Source organism: Amycolatopsis sp. (assembly GCF_035276945.1).
Taxonomy (GTDB): Bacteria; Actinomycetota; Actinomycetes; order Mycobacteriales; family Pseudonocardiaceae; genus Amycolatopsis_E.
On the sequence record NZ_DATELF010000074.1, the window covers coordinates 1 to 14,875 of the forward strand.

Below are 14,875 nucleotides of genomic sequence, written 5' to 3' on the forward strand. Positions count from 1 at the left end.
GGCAGGACTCATCCGCCTCGACGGCACCAACGCCATCAAACGAACCACCGAATGGATCGGCCGGGAGCCACGCCGAGCACTCCCCATCATCGCTACGTAGCGTAACCAGTATCACTTATTGTGATCTTGCCTTTGCCGTGGGCTCTACCGGGGCTATCTCGACAACTGGATTCTGCCGGCGATGGGTCAGTTGCGGGCTAACGAAGTCAGGGTGGGCACCTGCGACCGCGTCGTCAAGCGTGCGCACGACAAGAAGAGCTACGCCACAGCCAAGGCGGTCCGCAGCGTTCTCTCTGGAGTCTGCGGCTACGCAGTGCGGCACGGAGCCATGCACGCCAATCCCATCCGGTCCGTGAGCAGGTTGGTGGGGGCGACCCAGAAGGAAGTGGTCGCGCTCACCGCCGACCAGCGCGCCGACCTCCTGGCCAAGCTGGAAGAGCTCGCCAGGAAACGCGGGGTCGACTCCGTCGGACGTAGCCTCGGGCCCCGAGCTCGCATCTGGCTGGACATGCCCGATCTCGTCCGGACGATGCTGGCCACCGGCGTACGACTGGGCGAGCTCCTGGCCTTGGACGACGCCGCGTTCGACGCTGAAGCCCGAACCCTTGCGATCGACTGGCGCATCATCCGTGTCCCCGGTCACGGACTGCAGCGCCGCGCCCTGCGCAAGGGCAACCAGCGCGGCCTACTCCTGCGAGTGCCGAAGTGGTCGGTCCCGATGCTGAGTCGCCGCACGGACGCCGCCATGGGCGGCAGCCCACTCTTCCCCTCCGCCTCGGGTGGCTGGCTGGATCCCAGCAACGTCATCAACCGGATCGGTGAAGCTTTCGACGAGTGCGGTTACAACTGGGTCACCAGCCACGTGTTCCGCAAGACGGTGGCGACCGTTCTGGACGAAGCCAACCTGCCCACCGGCGCCGTCGCCGACCAGCTCGGCAACACCCGAGCCGTCGCCGAGAAGCACTACATCGCCCGCCGCGTCGCCAACGAGCAGGCCGCCGACGCCCTGGAAAACATGGTCACCGCAGAACCCGCCAAATCTGCACCATTTATGCACCCCAGGCGCCGAAACGCCGTGCAAAAAGATAAGCCCCAGGCCGCTGACCTGGGGTGCTGCTCCCCCGGTTGGACTCGAACCAACAACCCTTCGGTTAACAGCCGAATGCTCTGCCAATTGAGCTACAGGGGAAGGCTGGCTGCCCGGATCGCTCCGGCCAACGGATAGGAACTCTAGCGCATCCCCGATCGTCCTCTGCAGGCACCCCCACGGGCGGGGGACAATGAGTAACCGGGGAAAACACGGTCAGGAGGCATGGGATGAAGATTTTTCTGCTGGGGGCGGCCGTCGGGTACGTGCTCGGGGCCAAGGCCGGCCGGGCGCGGTACGAGCAGATGGTGCGCACGTATCGCAGGATCGCCGATCATCCTGCCGTGCAGGGCGCGGCCGGGGTGGTGCGCGCGAAGGTCGGGGAGAAGGTCGGCGGGCGGGTGCCGTTCTTTCACGGCTCCGACGGTCACCGGGCGAGCGAGCCGGCCTCGACGGGTTAGTGAACGCGGGCCACGGCGAAGACGCGCCGGAACGGGAGCCAGGTGGTGCCGTCCGGGCGCGGCGGGTAGGCCTGGTCGAGCAACGGGGCGAGTTCGGCGCGGAAACGTTGCCAGGAGTCTTCGGGCAGCGCGGCCCTGATCGGTCGCAGGGCGGTTCCGGTGATCCATTCGAGAACGGCGTTCGGGCCGGTCAGGCGCTGGATGTAGGTGGTCTCCCAGGCGTCCACCACGCATCCGGCGCCGGCCAGCAGGTCGGCGTAGCCCTGTGCGTCGTCCACGGCGTCCTCGCCCCGCAGCGTGGCGCCGTCGAGTTCGGCGGCCCACTTCGCCGTCGCGGCGAGTTGGCGGGGGATCGTGTGGGAGGGCGCGGCCAGGTTGCCGGGGACCTGCATCGCGAGCCAGGCGCCCGAAGCCAACTCCCCGGCCCAGCGCCGCAGCAACTCCCGGTGATCGGGCACCCACTGCAGCACGGCGTTGGTGACCACCACATCGGTGTCCGCGGCGGGAACCCAGTCGTGCACGTCCAACAGTTGCGCGTCGACCCCGGCCGACCGGGCGGCTTCGACCATTTCGGCCGAGTTGTCGCTCGCCTCGATGGTCGCGCCTGGCCAGCGTTCGACCAGGCTCACCGTGAGGTTGCCGGGGCCGCAGCCCAGGTCGGCCACGCGCCGCGGGGCCGGTGCGTCGATCCGCGAAACCAGGTCATGAAAGGGCCGAGCGCGCAGATCGGCGTAGTCGAGGTACTTGCCCGGGTCCCACATAACGCCTCCCATAAACAGTACGATCGTACTGCTAGGGTTCGGGGTGCGCCAGCTTCTCCGCGGCTTCCCGGGCGATCGCGGCCGCCACCTCGCGATCGACCCCCGGATCCGCCCGCGCCTGCAGCACCACGCCGTCCTGCCCGGGAATCTTGCGCTGCACGAACCACACCCCTCCCCCGGACAACTCCTGACGGTGCCTGGCCCGGATCGAGCCGTCCACCCGCCGCCGCACCATCCACGGCACCTTGCCGGGCCGCGGCAGCCCGAGCCGCACCGGGGCGCCGTCAGTGATCAGCACCGCGTTCCCCACCGCTCCCAGCTCCTCGGCCTCGACCACGGTGAGCGTGCCGTCGGCCCAGGTCACCTTGCTGATCAGGTGCCAGCCGACGCGCCGTCCCCCGGGCAGCCACAGGCCCAGCTCGGTGACCACGACGTGCCCCCCACCGGCCACCTCCGCCGCGGCCAGCGCGTTCTCCCCGGGCTCGAGCGAGCCCGGGAACCCGTCGGGCAGCGGGTCGCCGAAAAGTTGGCGCAGCCATCCCATCCGCTCAGTCCATCCCGCCGATCGCCTGCTCCCGCAGCGCCTTCCGGTATTCCTCCAGCGCCACCAGATCGCCGAACAGTGCCTTGTACTCCTCGGGCCCTTCGACCGGCGAAAGCCGCTGCAGCTTCGACTTGATCTCCGCGATCTGCCTGCCGACCAGGTTCTCCTGCACCGCGGCGAGCATGCTGCCGATGTAGCGGACGTCGGCCTCTCCCTTGGCACGCAAGGGTTCCACGGCCAGCTCCGACAGCAGCATCCGCACCGTCCCTTGTGGAGCGTGTGGGCTCGCGGCGTCGATCAGCGCCGGCCCGGACAGCCCCGAGCTGACCCCGCCGGCCTTGAGGATGGCGCGATGTACGGCCACGTAAGCGGGATCGGTGAAGGCTTCCTCCGGCAGGGCGTCGTATTCCAGCCCGGTCAAGGCCGGCTCCTGCAGCGCGGCCTTGAGCACTTCGCGCTGTGCCATCAGCCTGGGGTCCTTCGGGGACGGCCGGGCGATGTCCGGTCCGTTCGCCTGCTGCGGCGCACGCTTCGCCCGCACCGGAACGGCCGTGCCCGCCGACTCCCGGACCCGGCGCACCACCATCGCCTCGTCCTGCCACCCCACCCACCACGACAGCTTGGTGGCGTACCCGTCGCGCTTGGCGCGGTCCTTGATCTCCGCCACCAGCGGCACGGTTCGCTGCAACGCCGCGACCTGGCCGTCGACCGAATCCAGGTCGTACTGCTTGAGGATGCTGCGAATCGCGAACTCGAACAGCGGGATCCGGCGCGCGACCAGGTCCCGCACCGCGGCCTCGCCCTTCGCCAGCCGCAGATCGCACGGGTCCATCCCGTCCGGCGCCACGGCGATGTAGGTCTGCCCGGCGAAGGTCTGCTCGCCCTCGAACGCCTTGAGCGCCGCCTTCTGGCCCGCCTCGTCACCATCGAAGGTGAAGATCACCTCGCCGCGAAACGCGTCGTCGTCCATCAGCAGGCGGCGCAGCACCTTCATGTGGTCTTCGCCGAAGGCCGTGCCCGAGGACGCCACCGCCGTGGGCACGCCCGAAACGTGCATGGCCATCACGTCGGTGTACCCCTCGACGACCACCACCTGGTGCCGCCGCGCGATCTCCCGCTTCGCCAGGTCGAGCCCGAAGAGCACCTGAGACTTCTTGTAGATCGGGCTCTCGCTGGTGTTGAGGTACTTCGCCTGGATCTGGTCGTCGTCGAACAGCCTCCGCGCGCCGAACCCCACCACGTCGCCGGAGAGGTCCTTGATCGGCCACACCAGCCGCCGGTGGAACCGGTCGATGGGCCCTCGCTGCCCCTGCTTGACGAGCTGGGCCTTGAGCAGTTCGGTCAGCTCGAAACCCCCGTTGAGCAGGTACTTCGTCAGCTTGTCCCAGCCGGCTGGGGCGAACCCGCAGCCGAAGGTGTGGCAGACCTGCTCGTCGAAACCGCGTTCGGCCAGGAAGTTCCGCGCGGCCTCGGCCTCGGGAGTGCTTAGCTGCTGGGCATAGAACTCGGCGGCGGCCTTGTGCGCCTCGACCATCCGGGTCCGGGTGCCGCGGTCACGCTGGACACTGCCGCCGCCACCTTCGTAGGTGAGCCGGAAACCGACCCGGTCGGCGAGCCGCTCGACGGCCTCCACGAAACCCAGGTGGTCGATCTTCATCAGGAACTTGATGACGTCGCCGCCCTCACCGCAGCCGAAGCAGTGGAACGTGCCGTGGGTCGGGCGCACGTTGAACGACGGGGTCTTCTCGTCGTGAAACGGGCACAACCCCTTCAGCGCTCCCCCGCCGGCGTTGCGCAGGGCCACGTAGTCGCCCACGACCTCGTCGATCCGGTTGCGCTGGCGTACCTCCGCGATGTCACTTTCCCGGATACGACCTGCCACCACGCCAGTCTATTGTCTTCTGGGTGAGCGACAGTGCCCACCCGCTCGCGGAGGAGTTCACCAGCCTCCGCCCGCAGCTGACCGCGGTGGCCTACCGCCTGACCGGGAGCGTGGCCGACGCCGAGGACGCGGTGCAGGAGTCGTGGCTGCGGCTGGCGAGGTTGACCGAACAGGAGCGCACCGGGATCCGCGATATGGCCGGCTGGCTGACCACGGTGGTGGGCCGGATCTGCCTCGACCGCCTGCGCTCGGCCGCGGCCCGACGCGAACGCTACGTCGGCCAATGGCTCCCGGAGCCGATCGTCACGCCGCTGGGCTCCACCGGAGAGGATCCGCTGGAAGTGGCGATCCGCGACGAGGGCACCCGGATGGCGGCCATGGTGGTACTCGACAAGCTCACTCCCGAGCAGCGCGTCGCGTTCGTGCTGCACGACGCGTTTTCCGTGCCGTTCGACGAGATCGCGGAGATTCTCGGCGTCTCGCCCGCGAACGCGCGGCAGCACGCCTCGCGTGGGCGGCGCGCGCTCGACGACGCGAAGCCGCCCCCGCGGGCCAGCCTGGCCGAACAGCAGGAAGTGCTCGACCGGTTCATGGCCGCCGTGCTGGCCGGGGACGTGCGGGCGGTCGCCGAGGTGCTGCACCCGGAGGTGGTGCTGATCGGCGACAGCGACGGCAAGGCCAGGACCTCGCGGCAGATCATGGCGGGCGCCGACAAGATCATCCGGTTCCTGGCCGGCCTGCTGCGGATGTACCCGCCGGGCGCGTTCGAGCGGGGCGGTCCCGTGCTGGTCAACGGCGACCTCGGGTTCTACGTCCCGCGGCTGCCCGGCGCCGACGGTTACCACACGCTCGACGCGCACCTGGGCTCGTTCGCCATCCGCGACGGCCGCATCGAAGCCATCTTCGACGTGGCCAACCCGGACAAGCTCACTCGCGTCCCGACGGATTCGGGACCCGGCAGGCCTCACCCGAGGTGAAGCCCTGGTCGGTGATGCCGAGCGCGCTGTTCAGGCGGGCGCGGCCGTTCTCCAGCGCGACCTGGTAGGTCAACTCGATGACGCCCGCGCGCCCGAACTCGCGCTCGAGTTCGGCGACCTGCTCGTCGGTGACGCTCACCGGTGTCCCGGTCATCGCGTCGGCGTAGGCCAGTGCCATCCGCTCCTGCTCGCTGAAATGCGGCGAGGTGGCGTAGTCGTCGATGTTCCCGAGACGCTCGATGTCGAGGCCCTCGTGCTTCTGCAGCATCGCGCCGAAGTCGACGCACCATGAGCAACCGAGCCGCTGCGCGACCCGGTACACGGCGAGCTCGCGCACGTTCACCGGAAGCACCTTGGACGCCTTCTCGACCATCAGTTCGTGCACGAGATTCGCCCGCATCAGGGCCGGGTGGTGCGCGGCGACGGCGAAGGGTTCCGGCACGGCGCCGTAGCGTTTACGGCCCGCGTGGTAGACGAACTTCGTGGCCAGGCTTGCATCCTTTGTGGACACCATGGGGATGCGGGACATCGTTTCCTCCCAGTACCGGTGGACACCTTCACCAAGAGGACGAGGCGGTGCCAGCAATTGTGACAGCGCCGCGAAGCGCCTCCGTTGCCACGACATCCAGTTTCAACGCGGTGCGCGAAGACCTGGCCGATCTCCGGCAACACGTGGACAACGGATTCACTGAGATACGCGGCAGGCTCGATGCCACGGCGGTCGGGCAGCAGCCACGTTGCTGAACACGATCATCGACCAGCAGTCCGAAAAGTAGCGGTCAGGATGTCATGGGGCGGACGTCCCAGACCCAGACGCCGTCCACGTACTGGCCCGGTTTGCGCAACAGCAGCTCCACCGTGGTCAGCAGCTCCCGCTGGTTCGTCGCCGGCGCGAGGACGACCACGTCGGCATGCCAGTTCCGCAGGTCGGTGATGGCCTGCGCACGCTGCGCGTCGGTGATGTCCGGCACGTCCCCGTGGTCGCGCACGTCGGCCAGCAGCGAGGTGGTCTCCGTCGCGGGAGCGCCGTACCGGCCGTGCCGGTCGTTGGGTCCGCTCGGGCCCACGAAATAACCGTCGGCGATCGGGAAGCCGAAGCCGGCTTGCGCCTGCCAGTGCAGCGCCTGTGCGTCGCCGGTGTTGGGCAGCGGCACGATGACCATCGAACCCGAGCTGACGTACTGCTTCCAAGCACCATCGGTGAAGAACACCGGGGTCGACGGCCGGGTGACCGTGTCCAGCGGGGTCGGCGCGATGGGCAGCAGGACCCCGACGAGCACGCCGAGCCACAGCCAGCGCAGCGGCAGCCGGTGGTCACGGAACGACGGCGCCGCCTGGAACACCTGGTCGGTGGCGATCGCCAGCAGCGCGCCGACCGCCGGGATGGCGCCCATCGCCAGGCGTGACTCCAGCAGCGAGTTGAACAGCGGCAGGTTCGCCAGCAGTTTCCACGGCCCCGGGATGCCCGTTTCGTGGTGGTTGACCACGAGTTGCTGACCGAGGGACAGCCAGGCCATCACGAACATCGAGATCGCGATGGCGCGCGCCAGCACGGTCCGCCACAGCCAGATCGACAGCACCACCATGAACACGATCAGGGGCCAGCCGAAGAACGCGTTCTCCTCGGTCGGGTTCAGCGACACGTCCGCCGCCGGACCCGGCTGGCCCGCCACGGACCCGGTGGCGAACCGGGTGAAGGCCGCGGTGTCGTTGCCGACCTGGCCGTGTTCGAGGGTCTTGTAGCTCTGCGGGCCGAAGAACTGGATCCACAGCGGGTAGATCGTGATGGCCAGGGTGAGCACGGCCGCGATCGACACCCCGATCGCCATCGGCCGCAGCATCGACAGTGCCTGGCGGGGCCGGGACGCGACGTAGGCGATCGCGAACACGGCGAACGCGATCATCGAGATGAGCAGCGGCTCCTCGCCGAGGAACACCTGGTAGGCCATCAGCAGGCCGAGGATGATCCCGTCGCGCACCGGCCGCCGCCCCTGCGCCAGCCGGATCAGCCGCAGCACGATGAACGGGATGAGGAACAGCCCGGCGAAGTTCGGGTGGGCGTTGCCGTGCGAGATCATCGGCGGGGCGAACCCGCAGAACGCGCCGCCGACCGCCGCCGCGAGCCGGGACGTGACGAGGTGGCGGGAGAACACCCAGTACCAGGCCGCCGCGGTGCCGGCCAGCCCGCCGGTCAGCGCGACCGCCCAGGTCACCGTCGGCCCGAACAGCATGGTCAGCGGCGACAGCGGGATGGAAAGGCCGAACATCGCGGTGTTGGCCATCATGTTGACGCCGGCCGGGTAGTTCTGCAGCGTCGAGACCAGCGGGTTCTGCCAGTTCCAGACGGCGTGGGCGGTGACGCCGAAGAACCACTCCCACATGTTCTGGTCCTGTGCGCTGTTGTGGAGGTAGCCGCCGCCCAGGTGCGTCCACAGCCCCACGTAGATCACCAGCGCGGTGACCAGGTAGCACAGCACCACGATGGTGTCGCCGCGGTTGAATCGCCGTCGCCGCGGTTCGGGCTGCTGCACCGTCTCGGGCGCCTCGAGCAAGGCGGTCACTCTTGTTACCTCAGGGTTCGACAACGCGGGCGAAAAAGTAGACCACACCCGTCCCGGCGTGCCTCACCAGGAGCAGGAAAGGCCGGTCGACCACGACCTCGACGGGCGGAGCCGTGATCATGGACAGGGTACGGAACGTGACCGCGGTGGCCGCCGCCCCCTCCAGGCCCTGCTCGTCGAGCCGCAGCACCGCCTGGTGCACGACGTCGTCGACCCAGACCGGCCGGAACGGGGTGAGCGGGGTGAAGTCGGCTTTGGCCCGGTCGAACATGGTCCGCACGCCCAAGGCCCGCAGCGCGTCCTTCAGGCCGGCGCGGGCGTCCAGCTCGACTCTCGGCATAGCCAGCCGGACCTGCTTGGACGCCTTGCGCGCCAGCAGTTTCGCAAGCAACTGTTCGTCCATAGTGGACTCTTGCTCGGCCAGGTCACCGTCCGGCAGCAGGATGGTCGCCGCCACCTCGCCGACGGCGGGCAGCTCGACCAGCTGCCAGCCGTCTTCGGCGGCGTAGCCCAGCCGCTCGGACTGGCGCATGGTCGGCACCCGGCGGGTCCCCGACGGGCTGTGGAAGTCGGCGTCCTGAGCCTCGGAGAAGCGATGGAGCCAGGCGGTCTTCAGGTAGAGCGCGTTGACGATGCTCGCGACAATGTCCCTGTCCACGGAGCCGGGCGCCAGCAGCTGGGGAATGAGGTCACGGGTCGTCTTCGCGACGTCGGCGTTGATCGACCGGCGGGCACGCTCGGGATCGGTGCGGAACGACGCGTGTTTCACCCCGCCACGCGGCCACGCCGCCAGCTCCCCGACGAAGTCCTCGACGAGCGGCAGCTCCTCGCCGGCCCACAGCGTGTTGGCCACCTCCAGCACCGGCGTCTCCCGGCCGCGCTGTTCCGTCAGGATGGCGGCGGCCCGCAGCAGCTCGGCCTGTTTGGCGATATCCGGGTCACCGCCGGTCAGCAGGCCGAGGAGTTCCTCCGCGGTCTCCCCGTGCGCGGCCTGCGCGGTCAGGCCCAGGGCGCTGGCCACCGAATACGGCGAGAAACACGAGTCCGACCCGACCCGGGCGAGGACCCGGTGCAACGCGAAGCAGAACCTGAGGTGGTCGCGTTCCGGACCACGCAGCTTGGGCTTGGTCACCGCTCTGACGCTACCGGAGTTCAGTGCCGGCCGGTGTGCCAGGCGTGCCAGGCGTGCGCCTGCGCGTCGGTGAGCGAGGCGACCTGGTCGATCACCACACGCAGGCGGGCGGCGTCGTCGGCCGCCTGCCGCCACGCCGGGTGGAACACGGCGTCGAGCGAGTCCGGCGCGCGACGGGCGAGCAGTTCGACCAGTTCGGCCAGCATCTGCCGCTGACCGTCCTGCACGGCCAGCCGCCGTGGATCGCTCATCACGTACCGCAGCGCGAGCGCCTTGAGCAGCGCCACCTCCGCGGCGACCTGCTCGGGCACCGCCAGGGTCGCGGCGTACCGGGACAGCGGGGCCTCGCCGTAGGCGTCGCGGGTCCCCGTCACCGCGGCCGCGGCGAACCGGCCGACCAACTCGCTGGTCAACCGCTTGAGCCCGATCTGCGCGCGCAGCGAGGAGTCGTAGTTCGCCAGCTCGGCCACCACGGGCAATTCCAGCAACTCCGCCGCGGCGGCCTCGAGCGCGGACGTCGACTGGTTCGAGAAGTGCTTGGCCGCCAGCTGGGCGACCGCCGCGCGTTCCTCGGCGTCGGCGAGCACGCGCAGGCCGATCCGGCCGGCGAGCACCCCGTCCTCGACGTCGTGCACCGAATACGCCACGTCGTCGGCCCAGTCCATGATCTGGGCTTCCAGGCAGGTACGGCCGTCCGGGGCGCCCTCCCGCATCCAGTCGAACACCGTGGCGTCGTCGGCGTAGACGCCGAACTTCACGCAGCCGGCTTGGCGCGGCCACGGGTACTTCGTCGCGGCGTCCAGGCATGCCCTGGTCAGATTCAGGCCGCCTTCGGCGACCTTCGGCTCGAGCCGGGTGAGGATCCGGAGAGTCTGCGCGTTCGCCTCGAAACCGCCACCGGCCTGCGCGGCCTCGTTGAGCGCCTGCTCGCCGTTGTGCCCGAACGGGGGATGCCCGATGTCGTGCGCGAGGCCGGCGGTGTCCACGAGATCCGGGTCCGCGCCCAGCTCTTCGGCGATTCCGCGGCCGATCTGGGCGACCTCCAGGGAGTGCGTGAGCCGGGTGCGCGGCACGCCGCTGACCTCGGTGCCCTCACCGGGGCCGATGACCTGCGTCTTACCCGCCAGCCTCCGCAGCGCGGCGGAGTGCAGCACGCGCGCCCTGTCGCGGACGAAGGCGCTCCGGCCGTCGGCCCGCGACCCGGGCAGGGCGGCCCCCTTCGGCGCTTCGGCCAGCCGCCGCCGCAGGTCATGCTCGGTGTACGCGCTCACGCCCGACACCCTAGGCCGCACCACCGACAGTCCGGCTCAGCCGAGACCTGTGCCGCCGACGTCGTCCGCGGGCGTCTTGGTGAGCAGGTAGAACAGCAATGCGCCGGTCTCGCGGTAGATGTACATGAACTGGGTCTGCCGGGTCTGGACGACCGGACCGCTGTGCGTGGGCGAGGTCCAGGCGTCCAGGCCCACGTCGTCCGCCATCGTCCGGGCGCGCAGGGAATGCCAGGGATCGCTGACCAGCACGGCCGTGTGCCAGCCGCGGGCCAGCACCTCGCCGGCCACCGCCCGCAGGCTGCCGAGCGTGTCGCTGCCCTCGCCGACCGCCAGGGTGCTCGTCTGCGGCACCCCCGCCCGGACGAGCCACCCCGCACCGGCCGAGGCCTCGGTGTAGCGGTCTCCGGTGCGGCTGCCGCCGGTGGTGACGATCGTCTTCGCCACCCCGGCCTGGTAGAGCTGCTTGGCCTTCCTGAGCCTGGCCTCGAAGATCGGCGACGGCTCGCCGTTGTACTGCGCGGCGCCGAGTACCACGATCACGTCGGCGTGCGCGCGGTCGTCGACGCGCGCGACCTGCCACACCCGCAACGCGGTACCACCGATCACCAGCACCACGATCAGTACCGTGCCCAACAGCCCACGGCGCACCCAGCTGACCCCTCGTTTCACCATCGCGGCCTATGATCCCATCCGGCCGAAAAAGTTCGGGTAAGGCCTACAACCAGCCGTTTTCTTCCGCGAGCCGGATCGCCTCGGCGCGGGTGCGGGCGCCGGTCTTGCCGATCGCGGCCGAGAGGTGGTTACGCACGGTCCCCTCCGACAGGTGCAGCCGCTTCGCGACGTCGGAGACCGTGCCACCGTCGCTGGCCGCCGCCAGCACTTCGCGCTCGCGGCCGGTGAGCGGGCTCGCGCCGCTGGCCAGCGATTCGGCGGCCAGCGCGGGATCGACCACGCGGAGTCCGTTGTGGACCCTGCGGACGGCCTCCACGAGCTGCTCCGGCGGGGCGTCCTTGACCACGAACCCCACCGCCCCGGCGGCCATCGCGCGGGCGAGGTAGCCCGGCCTGCCGAACGTCGTGCAGATGATGATCCGGCACGTGGGCAGCGCGGCGCGCAGTTCGGCCGCGGCCGTCAGCCCGTCCTTACCCGGCATCTGCACGTCCAGCAGCGCCACGTCCGGGCCGTGTTCCTTGGCGGCCGGCACCACCTCGTCACCGGAGCCGACCTGGCTCACCACCTCGATGTCCGGCTCGAGACCGAGCACGGTCGCCAGCGCGCCCCGCACCATGGCCTGGTCGTCGGCCAGCAACACGCGGATCACTTCGCCACCGCCTCCACTCGCGTCGCCACCTCGGCGCGCACCAGAAACCCGCCGCCGGGCCGGGACTCGGCTTGCAGCGTGCCGCCCACCTCCGCGAGCCGTTCCCGCAGCCCCCGCAGTCCGTTGCCCGGGCCCGCCGCCGCGCCGTGGCCGTCGTCGGAGATCTCCATCCAGTTCCGGCCGAGCCGGACCCGCACCAGTTTGGCCCCCGAATGCCGGATCACGTTCGTCACCGCCTCGCGCAGGACATAACCGAAGGTCTTCTGCAGCTCCGTCCGCACGTTGTCCACCGCGTGCGGCAGATCTGCGTCGATCTCCGCGGCCCGCAGCGCCGCCCGCGCCCCCACCAGTTCCGCGGACAACGACACCTCCCGGTACTCCGACACCGTCGCGCGCACGTCCGACAACGCGCTCCTCGACAGCTCCTCCACTTCGCGGATCTCGGTGATGGCGCGGTCGATGTCCTTCGCGCTCTCCAGGACGCGCCTGGCCAGCCCGGCCTTGACCGTGATGGTGGTGAGGCTGTGGCCGAGAATGTCGTGCAGATCCCGCGCCAGCCGCTGCCGCTCGCCGCTGACCGCCAGGATCGCGATCTCCTCCTGGGCCGCCCGCAGATGCCGCACCGTGGAGATCAGCCGGGCCGCGGAGAACATCGCGACGACGATCCCGGTCAGCGTGCCGACGTCCCCGATGTCGCCGTGGAGACGCACGCCGAAAACCAGCATCGCGAAGGCGGCGAGGATCGAAGTGCCGTCGAGCACCAGGACCCACCCCGGCGGCAACCCGAACGCCACCACGGCGAGCGCGAAGAGAAGCGTGAAGACACTGGCTCCGTCGGCCACCAGCAGCCAGCCGAGCGCCAGCATGACGACGGCGAAGGCCACCTTGACCCGCATCGGCCTCTTCGCCATCAGCACATAGGGAAAGACCAGGTAACACGCGCCGTACACGAGAACCCCGGCCAGCCCGAACAACGCCTGAGTGCCCCCGGACAGCGCGGCGCGCACCGCCGGGACCACGAGGGGCAGCAGGAACATGGCACCGAACACCGGCCAGCGGCGCCCGTCCGGACCCCCCGGCGCCCCGGGATCGGTATGACTCCACCACCGGTCCCAGGGCCTCGGGTCACCTGCTGTCTCACCTGCTGCCACGCCACTTCTCCATCACACTCGCGCGGAGTCCTTACGGTAGCGGCGGATCACCGCGACCGAGAGGACGACCGTCCAGGCCGCCAGTACCAGCGCGTCCCGACCGAGGCTGGTGGACAGGTCGGTGGTCACGCCGCCCCGGCCGACCTGCGTCAGCCAGTAGCTGGGCAGCACGTGGGCGATGTTGAGCAGCCATTGCGGCATGCTGTCGATCGGGATGAAGATCCCGCCGATCAGCGCCATCGGCAGCATCACCAGCTGAGTGATCGGCTGGGTCGAGTCGGCGGTGCCGATCTGCCCGATGAGCAGCCCGATCAGCGCGAACGGCAGCGCCGCGAGCCACACCCCGAGGGTCACCCGCAGCCAGCCCGCCGAGTCCAGGCCGACCCCCTCGACGACCTTGCCGACCAATGGGACGAGGATCACCGGAGCCAGCGCCAGCGTCATCCCGGTCGCGGCCTTGCCCGCGAGGTACCCACCGCCGGACAGCGGGGTGAGCCGCAACTGGCGCTGCCATCCGGCCTGGCGCTCGATGGCGACCCTGGTCCCGGTGAACAGGCCCGCGGCCATCGCGCCGAACGAGGTCAGGTTGACCATCAGCACGGCCTTGGTGGCCGGGTCCTTGCCCCACAATCCCACGTAGAGCAGGTACAGCAGGACCGGGAAGGCGACCGTGAAGATCATGAACCGCGGCGAGCGGAGCACGCGGCGGATTTCCAGGGCGAGGTAGGTGACGCTCATCGCACGGGCTCCTCGTCGGCCGTGAGGGAAAGGAAGGCGCCTTCGAGACCGATCGCGGCGATCTCGATGTCGTGGGCGGTGGGAAAGGCGTCCAGCAGCGCCCTCAGGGTCTTGTCGGAGTCTCTGCTGGAGACGGCGATCCGGGTGCCGCGGACCTGGTACTCGGTGACGCAGGGCAGGCCCGCCACCGCGGGCTCGGTGACGCCGGGCACGACGGCCCGGAGCGTCCGCCCGCCGGCCAGCGCCCGGACCTGGGCGACCGACCCGTCGGCGACGATCCTCCCCGCGCGCATGAGCACCACGCGATCGGCGTACTCCTCGGCCTCCTCGAGGTAGTGGGTCGCGAACAGCACCGTGCGGCCGGTGTCGGTGTAGGCCTGCATGGACCGCCAGAACTCGCGGCGGCTGCCCACGTCCATCGCGGACGTGGGTTCGTCGAGCACCAGCAGGTCCGGGTCGCTGACCAGCGCGACGGCGAACCGCACGCGCTGTTTCTGACCGCCGGAGAGCTTGTTGCCACGCCGGTCCGCCAGGTCCCCGATGCCCGCGCGGCGCAGCGCCTCGGCCACCGGCAACGGCTTGCGGTGCAGCGAGGCGACCAAGCCGGCCATCTCGCCGACCGTGGCGTCGTCCAAAAGCGCGCCACCCTGCAACATGGCGCCGATGGCGCCGTGCGCGACGGCGTCCGACGGCTTCCTCCCGAACACGGTCACCGCACCGGCGTCCGGCCGGGTGAGCCCCAGGAGCATGTCCACCGTGGTCGATTTGCCCGCCCCGTTCGGGCCGAGCAGGGCGACCACCTCGCCGGGAGCGATCGTCAGATCGACGCCGTCCACGGCCCGCACTTCCCCGTAGTGCTTGCGCAGCCCGGCCAGGTTCACCGCGGCCTCAGGTGCGCGTGCCTCGATTCCGTTCATGCCGCAAGGCTGCCGCCCCGCGGGCTCCGGTTCCCAGGCCGGCCGTCACCCCTCGCCCCTGACAAGTGTCAT

The 14,875-nt window shown here is 70.1% G+C and carries 14 protein-coding genes, 1 tRNA gene and 1 pseudogene; 3 read left to right on the top strand and 13 right to left on the bottom strand.

The annotated features are described in order from the left end of the window. Positions 1–166 precede the first annotated feature (166 nt). Positions 167–958: pseudogene (locus tag VJT49_RS35210) on the top strand (site-specific integrase); the annotation flags it as partial. Between the two features lie 158 nt (positions 959–1,116). On the opposite strand, the gene VJT49_RS12915 reads toward VJT49_RS35210, so the two are convergent. Next, positions 1,117–1,189, bottom strand: a tRNA-Asn gene (locus VJT49_RS12915). Positions 1,190–1,317: 128 nt separating this feature from the next. On the opposite strand from VJT49_RS12915, the gene VJT49_RS12920 reads away from it, so the two are divergent. Continuing rightward, entirely contained in the window at positions 1,318–1,548 is a 231-nt protein-coding gene (locus VJT49_RS12920) for a hypothetical protein (RefSeq protein WP_324165017.1), read from the top strand. On the opposite strand, the gene VJT49_RS12925 is transcribed toward VJT49_RS12920, so the two are convergent. The 3 genes from VJT49_RS12925 to dnaG are packed head-to-tail and all read right to left on the bottom strand — an operon-like array spanning position 1,545 to position 4,735. Further along, positions 1,545–2,309: a trans-aconitate 2-methyltransferase gene (locus VJT49_RS12925; RefSeq protein ID WP_324165049.1), complete on the bottom strand. Its 765-nt coding sequence runs from the start codon at positions 2,307–2,309 to the stop codon at positions 1,545–1,547. The two genes, VJT49_RS12920 and VJT49_RS12925, sit on opposite strands and share 4 nt — an antisense overlap. A 31-nt stretch (positions 2,310–2,340) precedes the next feature. Continuing rightward, positions 2,341–2,853: a hypothetical protein gene (locus VJT49_RS12930; RefSeq protein ID WP_324165018.1), complete on the bottom strand. Its 513-nt coding sequence runs from the start codon at positions 2,851–2,853 to the stop codon at positions 2,341–2,343. Between the two features lie 4 nt (positions 2,854–2,857). Beyond that, positions 2,858–4,735, bottom strand: coding sequence for a DNA primase (gene dnaG, locus VJT49_RS12935; protein WP_324165019.1), 1,878 nt, complete (start codon positions 4,733–4,735; stop codon positions 2,858–2,860). A 23-nt stretch (positions 4,736–4,758) separates the two neighbouring features. On the opposite strand from dnaG, the gene VJT49_RS12940 reads away from it, so the two are divergent. After that, positions 4,759–5,712 carry a sigma-70 family RNA polymerase sigma factor gene (locus VJT49_RS12940; protein ID WP_324165020.1) on the top strand — a complete coding sequence of 318 codons (954 nt, stop codon included), beginning with the start codon at positions 4,759–4,761 and terminating at the stop codon, positions 5,710–5,712. On the opposite strand, the gene VJT49_RS12945 is transcribed toward VJT49_RS12940, so the two are convergent. From VJT49_RS12945 to VJT49_RS12985, 9 genes are all read right to left on the bottom strand, one after another. Next, a complete protein-coding gene (locus VJT49_RS12945; protein ID WP_324165021.1) occupies positions 5,663–6,241 on the bottom strand; it encodes a carboxymuconolactone decarboxylase family protein in 579 nt (192 codons plus the stop codon). The genes VJT49_RS12940 and VJT49_RS12945 overlap by 50 nt on opposite strands. A gap of 250 nt (positions 6,242–6,491) precedes the next feature. Beyond that, on the bottom strand, positions 6,492–8,273 hold the full coding sequence (locus VJT49_RS12950; protein ID WP_324165022.1) for a glycosyl transferase: 1,782 nt from the start codon (positions 8,271–8,273) through the stop codon (positions 6,492–6,494). A gap of 10 nt (positions 8,274–8,283) precedes the next feature. Further along, a complete protein-coding gene (locus tag VJT49_RS12955; RefSeq protein ID WP_324165023.1) occupies positions 8,284–9,405 on the bottom strand; it encodes a serpin family protein in 1,122 nt (373 codons plus the stop codon). A gap of 20 nt (positions 9,406–9,425) precedes the next feature. Next, a complete protein-coding gene (locus VJT49_RS12960) occupies positions 9,426–10,676 on the bottom strand; it encodes a deoxyguanosinetriphosphate triphosphohydrolase (RefSeq protein WP_324165024.1) in 1,251 nt (416 codons plus the stop codon). Positions 10,677–10,712: 36 nt separating this feature from the next. Beyond that, a complete protein-coding gene (locus tag VJT49_RS12965) occupies positions 10,713–11,348 on the bottom strand; it encodes a YdcF family protein (RefSeq protein ID WP_324165025.1) in 636 nt (211 codons plus the stop codon). A gap of 43 nt (positions 11,349–11,391) precedes the next feature. Next, positions 11,392–11,997 (bottom strand): response regulator transcription factor, encoded by a 606-nt coding sequence (locus VJT49_RS12970; protein WP_324165026.1) that lies wholly within the window; start codon positions 11,995–11,997, stop codon positions 11,392–11,394. Further along, a complete protein-coding gene (locus VJT49_RS12975) occupies positions 11,994–13,148 on the bottom strand; it encodes a sensor histidine kinase (protein ID WP_414635930.1) in 1,155 nt (384 codons plus the stop codon). Before VJT49_RS12975 ends, VJT49_RS12970 begins: the two co-directional genes overlap by 4 nt. A gap of 12 nt (positions 13,149–13,160) precedes the next feature. After that, positions 13,161–13,886: an ABC transporter permease gene (locus tag VJT49_RS12980; RefSeq protein ID WP_324165027.1), complete on the bottom strand. Its 726-nt coding sequence runs from the start codon at positions 13,884–13,886 to the stop codon at positions 13,161–13,163. Further along, positions 13,883–14,803: an ABC transporter ATP-binding protein gene (locus VJT49_RS12985; RefSeq protein ID WP_324165028.1), complete on the bottom strand. Its 921-nt coding sequence runs from the start codon at positions 14,801–14,803 to the stop codon at positions 13,883–13,885. Before VJT49_RS12985 ends, VJT49_RS12980 begins: the two co-directional genes overlap by 4 nt. Positions 14,804–14,875 lie beyond the last annotated feature (72 nt).